Origin of the sequence: Pseudovibrio sp. W64 (genome assembly GCF_001623145.1) — a bacterium.
GTDB lineage: Bacteria > Pseudomonadota > Alphaproteobacteria > Rhizobiales > Stappiaceae > Pseudovibrio.
The window spans coordinates 75,912-94,250 of record NZ_LMCI01000035.1; the positions used below are offsets into that span (position 1 = coordinate 75,912).

Genomic DNA, 18,339 nt, shown 5'->3' on the forward strand with positions numbered 1-18,339 from the left:
ATAAATAGTCGCTCTCTGTACAAAGAGCACTTGGCGAGGACATAAAACACAGCTATCAACATTGCTGTCGCTATACCTATTTTCCCTAGGAGGGAACGGCAGGATGCTGATCCGGATGGAGGGTCAGGTCCCATTGCCAGCATGAAAAGGCGGTATTGCTTGCGTTCTGGAGAATGAGAAGCGTGAGTTCTACCAACTCATGTATTGGGAGTTTATAATGAATAAAGTTTATCCAAGTGCTGCCGCTGCTCTGGAAGGACTTACCTTTGATGGCATGACCGTCATGGCAGGTGGGTTTGGTCTCTGTGGCATTCCTGAAAACCTGATTATTGCGCTGCGAGATTCTGGTGCGAAAGACCTGACCGCCATCTCTAACAACGCAGGCGTTGATGACTTCGGTCTGGGCCTGCTGTTGCAGACGCGCCAGATCAAGAAGATGGTGTCGTCTTACGTTGGCGAAAACGCAACTTTCGAGCGTCAGTATCTGGATGGTGATCTTGAGCTGGAATTCAACCCTCAAGGTACCCTTGCTGAACGCATCCGTGCTGGTGGTGCAGGCATCCCAGGCTTCTACACCAAAACCGGTGTTGGCACCCTGATTGCTGAAGGCAAAGAGCACAAAGACTTTAACGGTGAAACCTACATCATGGAAACAGGTCTGATTTCAGACGTGTCTCTCGTGAAAGCATGGAAAGCCGATAAAGAAGGCAACCTGATCTTCCGCAAGACAGCACGTAACTTCAACCCAATGATGGCAACCGCTGGTAAAACCACTGTTGTTGAAGTTGAAGAGCTCGTGGAGATCGGTGAGTTGGATGCAGATCATATCCATACTCCAGGTATCTTTGTTGACCGCATCGTTGTTGGCACATTCGAAAAGCGCATCGAGCAGCGCACCACACGCGAAGCTTAAGGGAGGGCAGTAATCATGGCTTGGAATCGTGACGAAATGGCCGCCCGTGCGGCAAAAGAACTGCAAGATGGTTTCTACGTTAACCTCGGCATCGGCATCCCGACACTGGTTGCAAACTACATTCCAGACGGAATGAATGTAGCGCTGCAGTCAGAAAATGGCATGCTTGGCATGGGCCCGTTCCCGACTGAAGGCGAAGTAGATGCAGACCTGATCAATGCAGGTAAGCAGACCATCACTGAACTGGATCGTACCAGTTACTTCTCTTCATCCGACAGCTTTGCGATGATCCGTGGCGGTCACATTGACCTCTCCATCCTCGGTGCGATGGAAGTCTCCGAAGATGGAGATCTCGCAAACTGGATGATCCCTGGCAAAATGGTCAAGGGCATGGGCGGTGCAATGGATCTGGTGGCAGGCGTTAAACGCGTTGTGGTCATTATGGATCACACCAACAAACGCGGCGACAAAAAACTCCTCCATAAGTGCGCCCTACCGCTCACCGGTGTAAAATGCGTCGACCGCATCATCACCAACCTCGGCGTCTTCGACGTAGTAGACGGCGGCCTGAAAGTCGCAGAAATGGCTGAGGGTGTAACGTTGGAAGAGATCAAAGAGAAAACTGAAGCGAATTTGGTAGAGTAACCAAACTTCACTTTGACAAGACAAGAGAGGGCAATTTGTCCTCTCTTTTTATTTGTATGTAATAAGAGTAGTTATCAAATACTTTTCTTCTCGACGATAGTCTCTGCGACCAATACCATCTTAAACTAGTTCGCCCATAACGTCGGTCCTGCTGATAGCAAAAGCCCGTTACCAAAATGCGAGCCGACCTTTTAACTAGGCACCTCAATCCTCTTGCTGCACAAACTCGCAGCGGGCTTCAGAGAACATATGTTTAGCAATAGCGCATAGCCAGTTAACCTGACAGTTGCGTGTTTTAAAGTTCTCTTCAACCTGGCCGACACCGGTGTCACTCATAAAAAAACCTTGCTCTGTAAAAGCACCCTGAAGATCTTCGAGAGAGTACTTTACCCGGAGCAAGCTTGAAGAAATGTCTGCCAGAGAGTTGGCGTTTTGCTCAGTATTCAAGCCACCAAAGCCAGCCTTGTCAAATGGTTCTTGCAGATCTTTATAGAGTTGTTGCTGAAAAGCTTTCAGCTCAACGCCTTGGTCCCATAAACAGACGTCTTTCAGACCTCGGAAGTCTGCGTCGAGCCGCTGCCAAGTGCCATCAAGAAAACTCTCCAAAATAACAGCGCAGTTTTTGTCTTCTGAAGCAACATCATCGTCAGTACAGACAAAGGGACCGATATGATCCGGATCTTCTGGATAAAACAGCACCAGTTGATCCCTGAAGTCCCGTTGCAACGTCACATAATCCTCTATCTGGCTCTGCATTTCCAACATGCAGCTATCTGTCCCCCTTTCATCATTTCGACAGGTCTTAAGAACCACCTCTTCATCAGGCTCCCTCATTCGAAAAGCGGTTGTGAAGTTGCCTTCTTCCAAAAACGTAGCTTGCTCAAGCACAAGGGATTGATTTTTACCATCCAGCCCAATCAGCCAGTCATACAGATTGGAGTCTTGAGCAAGAGTGTTACCGGCAATCAGACTCAGAAGCATGAGGCTTCCAAACATGAGTTTCTTCATGATGCTTTCCATAGCAGTTAAGAACTACCAAGCCTGACGTGCAATCAGGGGAAAGGTGATGCTGCTTGTTTCCTTTGCCTTAATGAACTATGAAAATAGAGGTTTTTGGTAAAGTATTGGAGCACCGCGTGATCCCAATAGATGTACTGGCTGGTTTTTTCACTGTCACTGTTTTGCTGGCATTGGCACCAGGCCCTGATAATATTTTCGTGCTGACACAATCTGCAGTGTGTGGTCGTATGGCGGGTATTGCGGTGACGCTTGGTCTTTGCACTGGTCTGATTTTTCACACGACGGCTGTGGCGCTCGGTGTATCTGCGATTTTTCAGGCGTCCGAGTTGGCGTTTACCTTCGTCAAGGTGCTAGGTGTAGGGTATCTGCTTTATCTCGCATGGGGAGCCTTCAAAGCGAAGCCTGAGCCGGTACAACAGAATAAAGTCGATCATTCTGCTTTGATCCCTCTGTATCGTCGCGGTGTGATCATGAACATCACCAATCCAAAAGTCGCGATCTTCTTCCTTTCGTTCTTTCCGCAGTTTGTTGATCCTGCCTACGGTCCTGTTATGCCGCAGTTCTTGCAATTGGGGGCGGTATTTATGCTCTCTGCAATTCTGGTCTTTGGTTCAGTCGCCTTCGCAGCAGGTGCCATCGGCGATCGTTTGAGCAAGTCTATAACAGCTCAGAAAGTTATGAACCGGATTGCTTCTGTCGTCTTTGTCGGAATGGCGCTGAAACTGGCAGCTGCGACCAGATAACATCGGATACAGATGCATTAGATACCAAAAAAGCCGCTGAACATTTTCAGCGGCTTTTTTATTGCAAATTCTTTCTGTTCTTATTCGGCAGGCACCATTGAGGTGTCTCTGGAAAAGCGCTTATTGCCGCGTTTCTCGCGGAATGTATCGGCACTTGTCTTTGCCAGCATAATCACCGGAATGATGCCCACCAGCACGATGCAGAGGGCTGGCAGAGCAGCATCTTCAAACGCTTCACGAGAAGCTGCGTTGTAAACCGTTGTTGCGAGTGTCTCGAAATTAAACGGACGCAGAAGCAACGTTGCAGGCAGCTCTTTCATGCACTCCACAAAGGAAAGCAGTGTCGCGGAGAGAATGACTGGCTTCATCAACGGCATGTGAACGCGGCCAAGGGTGCCCCACGCAGTCTGTCCCAGGCTACGAGACGCCATATCATAGTGCGGGGTAATCTTGCCAAATCCGCCATCTATCTGTCCGTATGACATAGCCAGAAAACGGACGACATAAGCGTAGATGAGCGCTGTACCTGATCCAATCAGAAGCAACCCAGTGCCAAACCCAAACAGGGCTTCAAAACCCTCTGAGATCATGTTGTCCAATGCTGCAACTGGGAACAGAATGCCTACGGCTAGAATGGTGCCAGGTACGGCATAACCAATCGAGGCTACCCGGCCCAGTGTCGTGGTAACTCTGCTTGGAAACAGGCGGCGGCGATAGGCAAGGGTCAGGCTGATGCCGATAGAAACAGCAGCGGCCAAAGCAGCCAGCCAAAGAGTGTTGCCGGCAGCAGCCCAAAGGGCTGGTTCAAACAGATCTTCCACACGGCGACTTGCACGGCTCAGGAGCAACAATGACGGAAAGACAAAGCCCAGAATGATAGGCAGCGCACAGACAGCCACAGCAACCCAGCCACGCCAGCCCTTCAGCTCGTAGCTCGGCAAAGCACGATAAGTACCCGTTGTCTGATGAAAACGCTGTTTACGGCGGCCATAATATTCAATGAACATCAGCGCCAGCACAAACACCAGCATGATTGTTGCGATCTGAGCTGCACCCGTCAGATTAGAGCGATTGAGCCATGTGTCATAAACAGAGAATGTAAGCGTCTGCACGCCGAAAAAGGACACTGCACCAATGTCGTTCAGGCACTCCATCAGAGCAAGGGTTACACCAACCACAATAGCAGGACGTGCAAGCGGCAACGCGACCTTCCAGAACAAGCGAAATGGACCTGCGCCTAGGGTACGGGACACATCCAGCGCGCAAGCTGACTGAATAAGGAACGAGGCGCGTGCACTCAGATAAACATAAGGGTAGAGCACAAACCCCATAACAAACATAGCACCACCAAGAGAGCGGATCTCAGGGAACCAGTAGTCACGAGAGGTCTTGAAACCAAAGATATCGCGTATCAGTCCTTGCACCGGACCAGTGTAATCCAGCAGTTCAACATACGAAAACGCGATAATGTAGGTCGGGACTGCAAAGGGCAACAGCAGCGCCAGATCAAACCAGCGCCGCCCGGGAAAACGGCACATGGTGACTAACCATGCTGTGCTGACCCCGACAACAAACACGATCACACCAACACCGACCATCAGCTGGAATGTGGTGGCAATCGAACGCGGTAGAATTGTTGAGACAAGGTGCGGCCATAGATTGCCCGAAGAGCCCATAGCCATAATAACAATTGCAAGAACCGGCATCACAACGAGGCCGGTTAGAAAGTAGGTCCCAAACGCAAGAAGCCGCTCCCCTCGAGAAGAGGGGGCGGCGGTTCTGTATTGTGGCGATCCACTATGTCCGTGTCTGGATGTCATGGAATGGCTTCAACTCAATTTACCTGTTGGAACTTAGCTGGATGGACCGTTATCAAAGCCAACGATATCAACTAGCTCACTCGCTTTTGCGCGTTGAGCAGCAATCTCGTTGAGAGAAACTTCATCAGCTTTGAAGGAACCCCAGGAGGCAACCAGTTCAGATGGTGCGATGCCTGGCTCTACTGGATACTCGAAGTTCTGTGCAGCATAGATAGCCTGCGCTTCATCGGAAGCAAGGAATTCCATCAGCTTTACAGCGTTGTCTTTGTTCGGAGCATTTTTCGCCAGAACCATGCCGGAGATGTTCACGTGAGTGCCACGACCTTCGGTGTTCGGGAAGAGAATGCGAACTGACGCTGCCCAATCCTTCTGCTCAGGATCTTTCTCGTTGGTTTGCATTTTGCCCATGTAATAGGTGTTGCCCAATGAGATGTCGCATTCACCTGCGAAGATGGACTTAACCTGCGCACGGTCATTGCCGGTTGGCTTACGTGCCAGGTTGTCACGAACAGCTTCCAGCCACTTCTGTGTCTCAGCTTCGCCCTTGTGAGCAATCATGGAAGCAATCAGACCGATGGAATAAACGTGTTGACCAGAACGGGTGCAAAGGCGGCCTTTCCATTTTGGATCAGCAAGCTCTTCATAGGTGATGCTGTCTTGGGCAACACGGTCTTTGGAAGCATAGATGACACGAGCGCGCGTTGTCAGACCAAACCAGTGGCCTTCAGAGTCACGCAAGTTGGCTGGGATGTTGCCGTTGATTGCATTGCTAACAACTGGCTGAGTAACACCGAGGTCTTTTGCACCCTGTAGGCGGCCAATGTCTACGGAAAGAAGAACGTCAGCTGGAGAGTTCTTACCCTCAGCCTTCATACGTTCGCCAAGACCTTTCTTAGCGAAAACAACGTTTGCTTTGACGCCGGTCTCAGCAGTGAATGCATCGAGAAGCGGTTTGATCAATTCTGGCTGGCGGTAAGAATAGATATTCACTTCGCCTTCTGCCTGAGCTGATGCGACCATACCGGTTGTACCAAGTGCAAAACCAGCTGCTGTCAGCCCAATTCCCTTAAACAACGACTTCATCGGAACATCTCCTGAGTGATCTTGTACGCGTCTGCAAACGCTTATCATTTGCCGTTATATCGGAAACTTGACTTTCTCTGTCAACTAATAAACTTCGTGAAAACAATGAGATAGAACTATTCTAAACTGTGAAATTCAGCTTTTAAGGTGCTATCCATCTGCAATTGCGAATGATTTTCAATTGCGGCTCATGTCAGCCTCAAGGAAAAGTTTACTGAAAAACTCAGAGTTGTTGAAAACAAACGGGTCTGGGGAGAGTGCAGTACCGGTGTTCATACGCAGAAACGATTCCAATTTTAAGGAGTCGGAGTGTCTCCTTGCAGCACTCGTGCCATCCAGATGCGGTTCATGTTTTGCCCGCAAAGGATGAAAGAAGCCTTTTTGTCTTGCAGGTTGGCACGCTCTTTTGAAAGACCTGCCAGACCAGCAGCAGCAGCACCTTCGCACGCATTGTGTGTTGTGCGATAAAGCAGACGGATTGCTTCTGCAATCTCATCCTCGCTGACACGGATAATGCGCTCAGCACCTGATCTGATTAAGGCAAAAGCTTCCCGGGCAGGCCCTCGCACACAAATCCCTTCAGCAAAGGTATTGGCTGAAGACGTGAGTGTATATTCACCAACTTCAATGGAGCGCGCGCACCCATCCGCCTTTTCTGCGACCACGCCGATGATCTTTGTCTTCAGGCCAAAGAGGTCGCGCACAGAAATTAGTCCGCATATGCCAGTGCCCAAACCAACAGGCACATAGATGGCATCCAGGTCCTTAATCGCGCGGAAGATCTCAAGCGCGTAAGTCGCGGCTCCAAGAACAAGATCATAATCAAAGCCGGGGGAGAGCACCTGCTTAGAATCCTCGGCCATTTGGCAGGCGAATGTATGGGCTTCCTCAAAGTCTTTGCCGTGCTCAATCAAAAATGCGCCGTAGCTTTGGATAGCCGCTGTCGTTTCTTTGGAAGTGCCTTGAGGAACAACAATTGCTGCACGCTGGTGCAGCATTTTGGCTGCCCACGCCATGCCCAGTCCAAAGTTACCGCGTGTGGCGGCAACAAAGCTTGTAGAGCTGACATGCCGTTGTGATTGGCGTAGGAGATAAAGCAAAGCGCACCGGGCCTTAAACGATCCGGTGGGCGCATGGTTCTCGTGCTTGATGAAGACCTCGCAGCCCAAGGCGTCATTGAGCAAGGGCCAGCTGTAAAGCACTGTCGGGGCCATATGGCGCCGCAGTTCCTGCGAAGCATCTTCCAAAGCAGCCAGTGTGAGCATGCGAATCTCCTGCGATGGTCAGGCCACCACAGGAGCGCGTTATTCGGCGAGAACTCGCTGAGGTGGGAAAGTGACTTCAGCCAGCGTACCTTCATCCTCTTCAGAATTTATTGAAAACGAAGCACGGTTCGCTTCCACAAGGGCTTTGGTTAATGGAAGACCAAGACCAGACCCTTCTGTTGAAGAAGAGGCATTAAGGCGACGGAACGGTTGAAGCGCAGCTTCCAGATCAGCCTTCGACATGCCGTGGCCAGTATCCCGAACGCGCAAGTGCACTTCACCACTCGGATCAAGTACAAGCGAGATGATCACCTGACCGCCGGACCGATTGAACTTGATGGCGTTAGACAGCAGGTTCAATGTGATCTGGCGCAGTGTTTTTGGATCCGCCACAATCTTAGGAACAGACAGAGGTGTACTGGCGCGAATAATAACGCGTTGATCATTCGCCTGAGGCTGCAGCAGTGCAACGCACTCATTGATTACATCGGCTGCAGAAACAGCTTCAAACGCCAGATCCATCTTGCCAGCCTCAATCCTGGCCAGATCAAGCAGGTCGTTGATCAACGTCAGCATATGGGAGCAGGAGCGATGGATATCGCGGGCATACTCTTTGTAACGCACATTCCCAAGCTCACCAAAGCGCTCTTCCTGCATCACTTCTGAGAACCCGATCACCGCATTGAGCGGCGTGCGGATTTCATGGCTGATTTTAGTCAGATACTCAGACTTGTGAGTGTTGGCTTTCTCCGCCTTGTACCGGGCACTCACCAACTCTTCTTCGGCTCGCTTGAACTGGGTAATATCGCGCAACACAGCACAGAAAAGCTGCTCGTTTGCGTGGCTGACACGTCCCATGCTTAGGAACGTTGGGAAGATGTCACCATCCAGTGTTTGGCAAATGACCTCACGTCCGTCATTGAGCACACTGGAAACGCCATTAGCGACCAATCCATCCAGATAATCCAGCGCTGCAATGTGGCTCTCATCCGCAAGGAATGTCGTAAATGGAGCACCTAGAAGGTCATCTTCGCCGGCATTAAACAGGGCTTCTGCAGAGTGATTTGCAATGCGGATGATGCCGCGCTGATCCATCACCAGCACGCCGTCTGTCGCAGTTGCGAGAACGGATTCCAGCTCTTCAATGCGCGTGTGCAGATGTTTGATTTGAGTTTCGGAGCCAGTTGCAGCCTGAACGTGAGCCGAAGCTGCAGGGGCATCTGCTTCACCCTGTATCTTCTCCACCACAGAGATCATGAGCGCTTGCGCACCATTCCAAGGCACAGCATGCATACGCGCATCAACGGAAAGCACACCACCTTCTGCGAGCCGTACGTGTACGATACGGTCTACAGTTTGAGAGCTTGGAGTAGGGCACTCTTCAGGTTCTGCGAAGATTGCCTCAAGGCCTCCTGCTTCATTCAATCCTTCAAAGCGCTCGTAACCAAGCAGCTCAAGCAGAGTGTCGTTTGCATAAACAACATCGCGGTCGCGAACAACGGCGACCCCAATCGGAAGGCGATCCAGTAAGCGGGGATCGATTGGCGCTACAATCGGCTTGTCTGGAATACGTCCAGTCTTTTCGCGAGCGCGTTCTGCAGCTTCTTCAATATCCGGTGGAACGCGTGGCAGAACTACATGGGTTACATTATCCTGCTTTGGCTCAGCCGCAACGGTTTCATCACGTGCCGCTGGTTCTGCAGGCAACGGAATAATGTTGTCAGTTTTCGTCGCTGTTGCAGGCTTTGGTTCTTCGTGGAACTCAGTCTCCACCACATCAGTTTCAGCTACGGCGAGAGCTGCTGTCTCTTCGGGTGTAGCAGGAACTGTTTTTGCGGTTTCAGCTTGTGCCGGAACAGCAGCTTGCTCATCTTTCTTCTCAGCACCCAATGCCCGCGCAATCTTGTCGAAGGCATCTCGCTCCGGTTTGGAAAGTCCAACATTCTCTCTTGGAACAGGATGTTTATCTACCAGCCGAACAATGCTGTTGGTCAATTCCGCAAGGCTGCGTGGACCAGTTCTGACTTTCTTTTGCGGCGCGTCCGGCAAGTTTGCGATAGCACGCTCAAAGTCGTCTTTACTGGTTGGCTCGGGAACTGACGGAGCAGCGCTCACCTGTTCTGCAGTCTCTGGAGGAGCTTCCTCAGCCTCAGTAAGATCCTCTTCAAAAGCCTGCAAATCAGTTTCAGCCGTCACTTGCTCAGGAGCTTCCGAAGCAGAAACAGTCTGATCAGCTATTTCAGGCTCAGAAACTTCCTCAGGTTGCGCTTCGACCTCAACGGGAGCTGCAATTTCAAGAGGGTCTGTCGGATCGCGAAGGACGTCAGCATCCGTCAGCTGAAGGAACCCCTCATTCTCCTCAACAGCAATTGCTTCTTCGTCATGAAGAAAGTGCAATCCATTTTCATCTGGCTGTGTGTCTGATGCAGGTAGATCAGGTTCTGGTGGGAGGTTGATTTCAGCATCAGCAGCGTCGTCTGCTTCAGGCTCAAGAGCCACCGCGACTGTCACCTCTTCAACCGGAGCAGCCTCAGGAGAGGTTTCCGGCTCAGGATGTTCGGCACTCTCAACTACTTCCTGCTCTTCTTCCTCTGCATCCTCGCTGAAATCAACGATCAACTCTGGAATCTCAGGTTCACTCTGTAAGAAACCTGGCGCCGTAATGCCATCAACCAGTGGTGTCTCAACAATTTCCGTTACCTGATGTGTCTCAGTCTCGGAAAGTGCTTCGATTGGTGCGACGTCTCCCTGCACAAATCGTTCTGGCTGATCGTGCTCAAGTGTCAGTCCAACATCAGGCTCACTGACAGGAGTTTCTGTCTTTGCCGGCTCAAAGGTAGCTTCAGTGTCTTCGCTTTCCTCTTTTAGCGCGGCACGCAACTTGGTCAGAACTGTAAGCGGATCAACAGGTTCATCGGATTTCTTTGCATCGACGCTGCGGATAACCCCAAATCCGCGCAAGCCGTCATACTCGCCTGATTTTGTTTCTACCGGTTGAGCAGATAAATCGAGAGGAACAACCTTGTTGGAATTGCAGGCAGGCCAAAGCAGTGTCGCACCGCTGACGGCACGCTGTTTTTTGATCGCCTTTGAAATCGCCGGGACCTTACCAATCCTCAGCTTTTTGCGGACAGCATCGAAGGGGAGGCCGATCAAAGCGGCATCCTGTGGGCCTAATAGCTCGGCGAACTCCTTCGAGAAGCTACGAAAGCAGCCGTTTCGGTCCAGCTCCCAAGTGAAGCGGATCGGCCGTTGTCGGCGTTTGAAGACAAAGTCAGCCACGAGCTCGGTCCCTACTCTGAAGGTTTCCCAAGAAGGGGTTGGTTGAGAAACGCAATCTACTCTCTTTCACAGGCACCAAGACGCAAAATTTGCGGTGCTATCAAATGATATCCGGTTTGAAACGGGCATGTAAGCGACTTCAGCGGTTTTGCTGTAAGCTTACTAAAGAAACCTGCCTCAATTTATCAGGGGTACATTTTTCCAATTATAGCCCCACCCTACTTTATCTGTAAGCTTTGAAAAACCAGAGCCTGCCATTTATGGCAACCCACCCACCGGCAATTTCAAAAGCTAAATCCTGATAAAGGCTTAGAGTTTAACAAATGAGCGCCGAACTTCGCATCTGTCAATTCCAATAGATACAAGCCGCCCAATTATTCACCCCACAATTCCTGTATACTTAAAGTACCGTAAACTGCAGTGCTCGTCTAAGCTCCTATTTTCTTTCCCTATGGTTAAGTATAGCATTGCCACATCAGAGTAAACGAGTTGCAAATAGGGGAGGGAATAGGCCCTTTCCACAATGCGAATGAAACCTTAATCAACAATGGTGGAGGCTTGAGCATGGCAGATACAAAAGTTCCTTTTGAAGTTTCGGATCAAATGCGTGAATTTGCTGATCGAAGCATTGATCAGGCACGCAAGGCTTTTGATAATTTCATGGATGCAACCGAAAATGCGGTGAGCAGCATGGAAGATGCATCAAGCACAATGCATGTCGATTCCTCAGACATGCACCGTCAGGCCCTTTCATTTGCCGAGCAAAATGTGAATTCCGCTTTTGAATTAGCGCAGCGCATGTTTCAGGCGCGCGACATGGAAGAGCTTGTGGGCTTGCAGCAAGAGTACTTGCACAAGCAGATGGAGCAAAGTGGAGCGCAAATGCGAGAGATGGGTGAGAAAGCCTCCCGCGCTGTAAAGGACGCAGCAAAAAAAGCAGGAGACTTCTGAGGAGCCTTGGTTTTAAGGGGGCTGATTCCTGCCCAAACAATGGCGGAATGAGGCGTATCAGCGCCTCGTTCGAGGTATGCCATTAAAACCCACCGCTGCAAACTCGCGATTTGCACCACTAGAATAAAAAAGTTTTCTTCTTCGTTTCAGCAGCTTAAGCGCAATCGATATTGTTGCGCTGCAAAATAATGTTGCAATGCACAAAATAGCTCCTATATTAATCTCAAGTTGACCTAAGGGGAGACGGTTCTCTCCCCCTTGATCCTTTATGTTTCTCCCAAGACGATAAGGAGCAATCCAAATGACTACTGCGAAAATTGATACTGCTAAATCCGAGAAGAAAACTGAACAGGCTGCTCCAAAAGCTGCCAAATCTGTAGAGAATGAGGTGTTTGCAATGAACAAGATGGAAGTGCCTGCATTTATCCAGGAAATGACCGAAAAGAGCGTTGATCAGGCGCGTGAAGGTTATGCCAAAGTGAAGTCTGCTTCTGAAGAAGCATCTGCAATGCTTGAAGAGACCATGGAAGTGACACGTGACAGCTTCATGGAAATCAATCTGAAAGCTGTCGATGCAGCGAAAGACAATTCCGAAGCTGCGTTCTCTCACATTCGCGACATGTTCGGTGTGAAGAGCTTGTCTGAAGCAATCGAGCTTCAGTCTTCTTACAGCCGCAAACAGTATGATGCGATGAGCCAACAGGTGAGAGAGATGCAGGAAACTGCAACGAAACTTGCGACCACGATGTCTCAGCCTGCAAAAGAAGCTTTCGACAAATCTATGAAAGATATGAAGCTGGCATAATTCCGGCTAAATTTTTTCAAGAACGTACATATCCTCCCGATTGGATTGCATAGCAATTTGCAACTCATGCGGGAGGATTTTGCGTTTAAGCCTCTGAAAAACAGAGTGAAACCACCTAGTTGCAGTGTGTAACTGGCGATTTTTTATCAGTGTTGTGGACTTTTTTCATTTTGATGTTTCAAGGGACTTGCCAACCTTAAAAATTCTACCTATGTTCCGCGCCACTGGCAAGCAGACGTAGCTCAGTTGGTTAGAGCGTCGGATTGTGGCTCCGAAGGTCGGTGGTTCGAATCCACTCGTCTGTACCATCTCTTCTTAAGGCTCCTTAGTGAGATAGTTGAGATCATCTGCTTCGCCAGTTCTTTTCCTTATTTCCTTGAAAAGACGGGATTATTCCTCAGGTATCTGCTTGGGAATAAGAATGGCGTTTGCATTCCTTTCAATAACTTCCCCAAGCCAGAATGCGCAATCGGATTGCTCAAAGAGATCCTCATAGGTTGCCTCGATGTTCGCACCCTGCAGGACATTGAAGTTTGATGGGTTGCCGATTTTCGGCCAGCTCCACAATTTCCAGTCTTTGGATGGTCCCTCTGTGGGTGTCTTTGCAAATTGCGCCCAAAGCGCGTTCATCTTCACAGCAAGGTCTTTGTCTTCTTGTGTCGCATCCGGCGGCATAGTGTTGAACACGAATGGCAATTCCGAAGCGTGACAGGCGTTGTCCCACTGGTTGTGTGGGCCGCAAGCATTATTCACCTTCGGGTTTGTAGGTGGCTTTTCCATGTTCTCGACAGATGTCTGCGCAAAGAAATAAAGCCACGTGTTATCGCTCGGCTTTTCCCGCTCGATGTTGGCGGACATAGTAGGGCAGGTGAGCACTGAATTCCCAATCAGGTTGGAAAGAGCCGTGGCCGGTGTCTTCGGGCGCAAGCCATATGCAGCAGGAGTTTGTGCGCCATACCCAGCGCGGCCCACAATCAGCATCGGGTTTTCGTAATCCCGACCCAAAATCCCGTTGAAAGTTACAGCGTTTAGCTTCCCGGTCGCGTCAATAAAGTTCGCGAACAGAACGCCTTCGTTCTTGTTAAACCCCAACATCAGAGGCTTTTCATTACCCTTTTCCATCTGCACATTGGGCTGCTCTTTTAGGAAACTGCCATCAATGATGGGAGAAAAGGCTATGCTGCCAGGCAGGGCACTCAGGAACACGCCTTTTTTGAAGAGCGTATCCTGCAGCAAAGCCTGAGCCAGAAGAATTTGTCGCGTATTCGCTTTTTCCAGATCATCAAGCTGTGCTGTTAACGCACATTCATCCGAGTCTGGATTGCGAATGACAGCTCTCAGGCATTTTAGATAGAAGTAGAAGAGGTCACGCCCTTCCTCTTTATTGCGATACTTATAGGCAGATGCGCTGCTTTGCATGATGCCAGCGCGGAACAGATCCTTAGAGCTATCAGCGCTGAACATATGCAGGCCAACAGCCATCGCTCCGGAACTCACACCAAAGATCGTGACCTGCTCAGGATCTCCGCCAAATGATGAAATATGCTTCTGTACCCATTTCAGTGCAGTCTGCTGATCCTGCAAGCCGTAATTGCCACCGTTGGAAGGCTCTTGTCCGGTGATCCCGTCAGTCGCCAGCGTACCGAGAATGCCAAGGCGGAAGTTAACTGTCACGAGCACAATGTTCTGATCAGCAGCAAACGACTTGCCGGAATAAAGCTCAATGATCTCTTTATTGGCAGCGTGATAGGCCTTGTCTGCTCCTCCAGCCATAAAACCACCACCATGGAAAAACACCATGACAGGCAGTTTGCTGAGGTTCTTGATAGCATCAGCTGGTGCCCAGATATTCATATAGAGGCAGTCTTCTTCACCGCGTAGCTGATCTTTTGGATTCCAGATCGGCTGCGGGCAACGCGCGCTGTATTGCAATGCCTCGTAGCCGTTGGGCTCATACTTATCAAACACACTGGAGGGTTGCCACCGCGTCGCTTGCCCATACTGCACGCCCTTGAACACGCTGAGAAGCTGGCTTCCAGCATCATCAGCCTTCCCGCAAAGAATCTTCTTGTTGCTGAGAGTGATGCAGGGCTGCTCAGGCGGTGCTGGCTGGTCAGGGGCAAAAAGCAGCTGGTCATCTGCATTTGGGCTTTGAGCAAATGACCACGTCATGCTGAGAATGCTGAATGCAAGGACAAGCACCGTTTTCATGGAACCCCACCTTCTTGTTTGTTTTTGGACTTCCCTTAGTCTTCATCTTTTAGGAAAAAACGGCGTTAAACAGCATGCTTTAAATTGCCTTGCGGAAATTGTGGCAAATTTTTGTGTGTCAAAAGGCTTTGTTTAATTCAGTGATGATTTGTGTGACTGCTATCACAAACCGATAAAAATGGCTGTTTTCAGCGACAAATCCGGTGGAATTCAAGGACACTGTCTCATTGGGCACTTGTATTAGGCGCCCAGTGGCTTTTGATAGGGTTAATGTTCGATAGGGGGCAGATTCATTGTGATTCATCTGACCCTCAAAAATTACGATGTGAGAATTTTAAATGAAAAAACTGATGCACGCCGCGTTTGCTATTGTTCTCGGCCTTTCCGTTGCAGCATGTACAACAACCAATCCATACACGGGTGAGTCCCGCGTTTCCAAAACTGCAGGCGGTGCAGGCCTTGGTGCAGCCACTGGCGCAATCATCGGCGCAATCGCTGGCGGTAAAAGCGCTCGCGTTGAAGGCGCGCTCGTTGGTGCTGCTGCTGGTGGCCTGATCGGTGGTGGTATCGGTAACTACATGGACCGTCAGGAAGCACAGCTTCGTCAGCAGCTCCAGTCCTCTGGCGTTTCCGTAACTCGTAACGGCAACCAGATCGTACTGAACATGCCAAACGATGTGACCTTCGCTGTTGGTCAGGCAACTCTGTCCTCCCGCGCAATGCAGGTCCTCAACAGTGTTTCTCTTGTTGCGAAAGAATTCCCGCAGACACGTCTGAACGTTTACGGCCACACCGACAACACTGGGTCCGCTCAGTTCAACCTGCAGCTTTCTCAGCGCCGCGCAGACTCCGTCAGCAACTACCTGTATAATCAGGGTGTAAACGGTGCACGCATCTCCGCAGCAGGTTACGGCCTGACCAGCCCGATCGCGTCCAACGCAACCGAAGCTGGCCGCGCGCAGAACCGCCGTGTAGAGATCATCCTGTCTCCTCTGAACTAATCTTTCAGACAGGCAAAAGTTTTAGAACGCGGTCCCTTACTGGGGCCGCGTTTTTTGTTAGTCTCCCTCCGGCAATAGGGGGGGGCTTGCACATGACACAGGAAAATCTGGCTGCATCACATTTCCAGACTGCTGGAGAGAGCTACGCAAAGTATCGTCCAACCTATCCTACCGAGCTTGTTGAGTTTCTGGCCTCACAATGCCAGCAGCACAATCTGGCTTTGGATGTTGGCTGCGGGAATGGTCAACTCAGTGGCATGATCGCCAAACATTTCAGGAAGGTGCTTGCCACAGATGTCAGCGCCTCTCAAATCGAAAACGCAGCACCCGTTCCAAACATTCGCTTTGCAGTAGAGTCAGCTGAACACTGCTCAGCTGAAGAGGCGACCCTTAATCTGATTGTCGCTGCACAGGCTGCACATTGGTTTGATCTGACAAGTTTTTATGAGGAAGTCAGGCGTGTTGCAGCACCGGAGTGTGTGCTCGCACTCGTCAGTTATGGCGTTCTCTCCATCAATCATAATGAATGCAACGCCCGTTTTCGCCAGTTCTATTACGATGAAATCGGCTCTTATTGGCCACCAGAGCGCCAGCACGTCGATAGCGGATACGCCAGTTTTGATTTTCCGTTTCAGGAGCTGGAGTATCCGGAGATGTCTATTGAGCGGGAATGGGCGCTGGAGCAGTTCCTCGGTTACGTGCGCACGTGGTCCTCTGTCAAAGCAGCGGCAAAGGCTGGCAAGCAAAGCCTGATGGAAAGCTTCGCAAAAGAGCTCACCAGCCTTTGGGGAGATCCTCAGCAACCCCGCAAGATCAGTTGGCCCATCGTAATGCGACTGGGCCGTCTTTGTGCAACAGCTGCTTTATAGGCTGCTAGGCCATCGTGTGTGTAGGTCGTCAATCTTGAACTCGTGCACGTGGCTCTTGCCTACTTTGTCGACGCCCTTTGACCAATGTGGATCATTGTCTGGCAGGTCCTCGTGGGAATGTCGCAACTTCTTTGCATCCTTGCTCGGCCACAGCAGCATTGCTGCGAAAACACTGATCCACGCCAATACTGCCATGAAGAGAAAACTGACCGGAATGCCCAAACGAGCACCAACCCAGCCAGCCATTGGATAACCAATCAGCCAGCATACATGGCTGAGCGCAAACTGGCTTGCAAACACTGACGGAAGATCTCCACCGCTTGCAGAGCGTCGTAAAACCCGGCCTGAGGGTGTTTGTGCAGCAGAATAGCCAAGGCCCATCAGGAACCAGAGAGGTAATAACTGGGTAAAGCTGCTCAACATAAACCCGAAGCTGAGGCAAACGGCCATGATACTGGCGCCAAGGATCATCACGCTTCTGTCTTTAAAACGCTCCAGAACTTTAGGAAGGCTGAGCGCTGTAATCATGGAGCCTGCGCCAAAACAAGCTAGAGCAATGGCAACATCATCAGCTTGCAGGCCAAACGTGCCTTGTACAATCACCACCGTATTCACGATCACCATGGACCCGCCAGCTGCGACAGCCAGATAAACAGCAAGCATTCCGCGCAGGCGAGGGGTGCTGAGATAAATACGAGTGCCTTGCGTCATGCGTTTGACTGTGCGCTGGTTCTCAACAGGTTTGAGCTTTGGCAAAGTCACAGAGACGACAAGTGCTGCAGAGGCGAGGAAACCGATCACCGTGCCACCAAATAACCCATGGAAATTGATCACCAGCAGCAAGCCAGCCGCAATCGTCGGGCTGAGCAGGTTTTCAAGGTCATAAGCAAGGCGGCTCAATGACAAAGCGTTGGTGTAGTCTTTCTCTTCTGGCAACACGTCAGGAATAACCGCTTGAAATGCGGGCGTGAAAGCTGCGGAAGCGGACTGCAGCACAAAGATAAGCAGATAGATTTGCCAGATCTCAGTCACAAACGGCAGTGCAAGTGCAACCGCTGCACGGATGAGATCCAGCCCCACCAGCACAGCACGTCGCGGCAACCGTTCAACAAACGCTGCTGCAATCGGGGCCAGCCCAACATAGGCAATCATCTTGATCGCAAAGGCAGTTCCAAGCACTGAACCAGCGTCTTCTCCGGCGATGTTAAACGCCAGAAGACTCAGGGCGACAGTGGCAAGACCAGTACCAAACAAGGCAATGACTTGAGCAAGAAACAGGTGGCGATAGGTTCGGTTCGCGAGTACGGACAGCACGCGGAAACTCCTCTGGCTTCTTGTTTTCTTGAGTTGACTATATCCCCCTAGAGGTAACGGGAGATTGCTTTGAACTCTTCAATCGTTTGCTCGGAATTTGCATCCGGATTGTTGACAGTGTCATCAAGGCAATGATCGAGATGATCGTAGATCAGGGTCTTCTTTGCCTGCATGACAGCTTTCTCAACCGCATGAAGTTGCTGAGCTATTTCTACACATGGGCGACCATCTTCAATCATCCCAATTATGGATTTGAGGTGCCCGTCAGCGCGTTTTAGGCGATTAACAATTCCCGGATGGGACTGGTGTGTGTGCTTTTCAGTCATGTCTCACTATTATCCCCCCTAGGGGGATATTGCAAGCCGACTGAGTTTAACAAATGTGCAGTTAAATCATTTGAATAACCCTTCGTGGTAT

At 50.4% G+C, this 18,339-nt stretch carries 15 protein-coding genes and 1 tRNA gene; 8 read left to right on the plus strand and 8 right to left on the minus strand.

What is annotated here, in order from left to right; genetic code table 11:
• Positions 1-217 precede the first annotated feature (217 nt).
• Both PsW64_RS15895 and PsW64_RS15900 read left to right on the plus strand, forming a co-directional pair.
• A complete protein-coding gene (locus PsW64_RS15895; RefSeq protein ID WP_063304204.1) occupies positions 218-913 on the plus strand; it encodes a CoA transferase subunit A in 696 nt (231 codons plus the stop codon).
• 15 nt (positions 914-928) lie between these two features.
• Complete coding sequence (locus PsW64_RS15900; RefSeq protein WP_063304205.1) at positions 929-1,558, plus strand: CoA transferase subunit B; 630 nt, start codon at positions 929-931, stop codon at positions 1,556-1,558.
• Positions 1,559-1,762: 204 nt separating this feature from the next.
• Here PsW64_RS15900 and PsW64_RS15905 read toward each other — a convergent pair whose 3' ends face one another.
• Positions 1,763-2,566 carry a hypothetical protein gene (locus PsW64_RS15905; RefSeq protein WP_153042381.1) on the minus strand — a complete coding sequence of 268 codons (804 nt, stop codon included), beginning with the start codon at positions 2,564-2,566 and terminating at the stop codon, positions 1,763-1,765.
• Positions 2,567-2,694: 128 nt separating this feature from the next.
• Between PsW64_RS15905 and PsW64_RS15910 the strand changes: the two genes are divergently transcribed.
• Positions 2,695-3,321: a LysE family translocator gene (locus PsW64_RS15910; RefSeq protein WP_063304264.1), complete on the plus strand. Its 627-nt coding sequence runs from the start codon at positions 2,695-2,697 to the stop codon at positions 3,319-3,321.
• An 80-nt stretch (positions 3,322-3,401) separates the two neighbouring features.
• On the opposite strand, the gene PsW64_RS15915 is transcribed toward PsW64_RS15910, so the two are convergent.
• The 4 genes from PsW64_RS15915 to PsW64_RS15930 form a co-directional block, all read right to left on the minus strand.
• Positions 3,402-5,027, minus strand: a complete 1,626-nt coding sequence (locus PsW64_RS15915) for an ABC transporter permease (RefSeq protein WP_063304207.1) — start codon at positions 5,025-5,027, stop codon at positions 3,402-3,404.
• Positions 5,028-5,174: 147 nt separating this feature from the next.
• On the minus strand, positions 5,175-6,224 hold the full coding sequence (locus tag PsW64_RS15920; RefSeq protein WP_063301377.1) for a Fe(3+) ABC transporter substrate-binding protein: 1,050 nt from the start codon (positions 6,222-6,224) through the stop codon (positions 5,175-5,177).
• A 296-nt stretch (positions 6,225-6,520) separates the two neighbouring features.
• Positions 6,521-7,489, minus strand: coding sequence for a threonine dehydratase (locus PsW64_RS15925; protein WP_063304208.1), 969 nt, complete (start codon positions 7,487-7,489; stop codon positions 6,521-6,523).
• 39 nt (positions 7,490-7,528) lie between these two features.
• Positions 7,529-10,771: an ATP-binding protein gene (locus tag PsW64_RS15930; protein WP_063304209.1), complete on the minus strand. Its 3,243-nt coding sequence runs from the start codon at positions 10,769-10,771 to the stop codon at positions 7,529-7,531.
• Positions 10,772-11,335: 564 nt separating this feature from the next.
• Between PsW64_RS15930 and PsW64_RS15935 the strand changes: the two genes are divergently transcribed.
• From PsW64_RS15935 to PsW64_RS15945, 3 genes are all read left to right on the plus strand, one after another.
• Complete coding sequence (locus PsW64_RS15935; protein ID WP_063286892.1) at positions 11,336-11,722, plus strand: phasin family protein; 387 nt, start codon at positions 11,336-11,338, stop codon at positions 11,720-11,722.
• A 301-nt stretch (positions 11,723-12,023) separates the two neighbouring features.
• Positions 12,024-12,527, plus strand: coding sequence for a phasin (locus tag PsW64_RS15940; protein ID WP_057464801.1), 504 nt, complete (start codon positions 12,024-12,026; stop codon positions 12,525-12,527).
• 231 nt (positions 12,528-12,758) lie between these two features.
• Positions 12,759-12,835, plus strand: a tRNA-His gene (locus tag PsW64_RS15945).
• Positions 12,836-12,917: 82 nt separating this feature from the next.
• On the opposite strand, the gene PsW64_RS15950 is transcribed toward PsW64_RS15945, so the two are convergent.
• Positions 12,918-14,738, minus strand: coding sequence for a carboxylesterase family protein (locus PsW64_RS15950; RefSeq protein ID WP_063304210.1), 1,821 nt, complete (start codon positions 14,736-14,738; stop codon positions 12,918-12,920).
• A gap of 338 nt (positions 14,739-15,076) precedes the next feature.
• Here PsW64_RS15950 and PsW64_RS15955 point away from each other — a divergent pair, with 338 nt between their 5' ends.
• A complete protein-coding gene (locus PsW64_RS15955) occupies positions 15,077-15,739 on the plus strand; it encodes an OmpA family protein (protein ID WP_063290774.1) in 663 nt (220 codons plus the stop codon).
• 92 nt (positions 15,740-15,831) lie between these two features.
• Positions 15,832-16,608 carry a class I SAM-dependent methyltransferase gene (locus PsW64_RS15960; protein WP_063304211.1) on the plus strand — a complete coding sequence of 259 codons (777 nt, stop codon included), beginning with the start codon at positions 15,832-15,834 and terminating at the stop codon, positions 16,606-16,608.
• Here PsW64_RS15960 and PsW64_RS15965 read toward each other — a convergent pair.
• Positions 16,603-17,922: an MFS transporter gene (locus PsW64_RS15965; RefSeq protein WP_063304212.1), complete on the minus strand. Its 1,320-nt coding sequence runs from the start codon at positions 17,920-17,922 to the stop codon at positions 16,603-16,605. The two genes, PsW64_RS15960 and PsW64_RS15965, sit on opposite strands and share 6 nt — an antisense overlap.
• Before the next feature lie 47 nt (positions 17,923-17,969).
• On the minus strand, positions 17,970-18,248 hold the full coding sequence (locus tag PsW64_RS15970; RefSeq protein WP_063286897.1) for a metal-sensing transcriptional repressor: 279 nt from the start codon (positions 18,246-18,248) through the stop codon (positions 17,970-17,972).
• Positions 18,249-18,339: the final 91 nt, after the last annotated feature.

Bases quoted from the DNA above. Each gene is read 5' to 3' on its own strand.
- PsW64_RS15935 (WP_063286892.1), top strand. From the start codon at position 11,336: ATGGCAGATACAAAAGTTCCTTTTGAAGTTTCGGATCAAATGCGTGAA.
- PsW64_RS15905 (WP_153042381.1), bottom strand. From the start codon at position 2,566: ATGAAGAAACTCATGTTTGGAAGCCTCATGCTTCTGAGTCTGATTGCC.
- PsW64_RS15955 (WP_063290774.1), top strand. From the start codon at position 15,077: ATGAAAAAACTGATGCACGCCGCGTTTGCTATTGTTCTCGGCCTTTCC.
- PsW64_RS15940 (WP_057464801.1), top strand. From the start codon at position 12,024: ATGACTACTGCGAAAATTGATACTGCTAAATCCGAGAAGAAAACTGAA.
- PsW64_RS15925 (WP_063304208.1), bottom strand. From the start codon at position 7,489: ATGCTCACACTGGCTGCTTTGGAAGATGCTTCGCAGGAACTGCGGCGC.
- PsW64_RS15915 (WP_063304207.1), bottom strand. From the start codon at position 5,027: ATGCCGGTTCTTGCAATTGTTATTATGGCTATGGGCTCTTCGGGCAAT.
- PsW64_RS15920 (WP_063301377.1), bottom strand. From the start codon at position 6,224: ATGAAGTCGTTGTTTAAGGGAATTGGGCTGACAGCAGCTGGTTTTGCA.
- PsW64_RS15970 (WP_063286897.1), bottom strand. From the start codon at position 18,248: ATGACTGAAAAGCACACACACCAGTCCCATCCGGGAATTGTTAATCGC.
- PsW64_RS15895 (WP_063304204.1), top strand. From the start codon at position 218: ATGAATAAAGTTTATCCAAGTGCTGCCGCTGCTCTGGAAGGACTTACC.
- PsW64_RS15950 (WP_063304210.1), bottom strand. From the start codon at position 14,738: ATGAAAACGGTGCTTGTCCTTGCATTCAGCATTCTCAGCATGACGTGG.
- PsW64_RS15960 (WP_063304211.1), top strand. From the start codon at position 15,832: ATGACACAGGAAAATCTGGCTGCATCACATTTCCAGACTGCTGGAGAG.
- PsW64_RS15900 (WP_063304205.1), top strand. From the start codon at position 929: ATGGCTTGGAATCGTGACGAAATGGCCGCCCGTGCGGCAAAAGAACTG.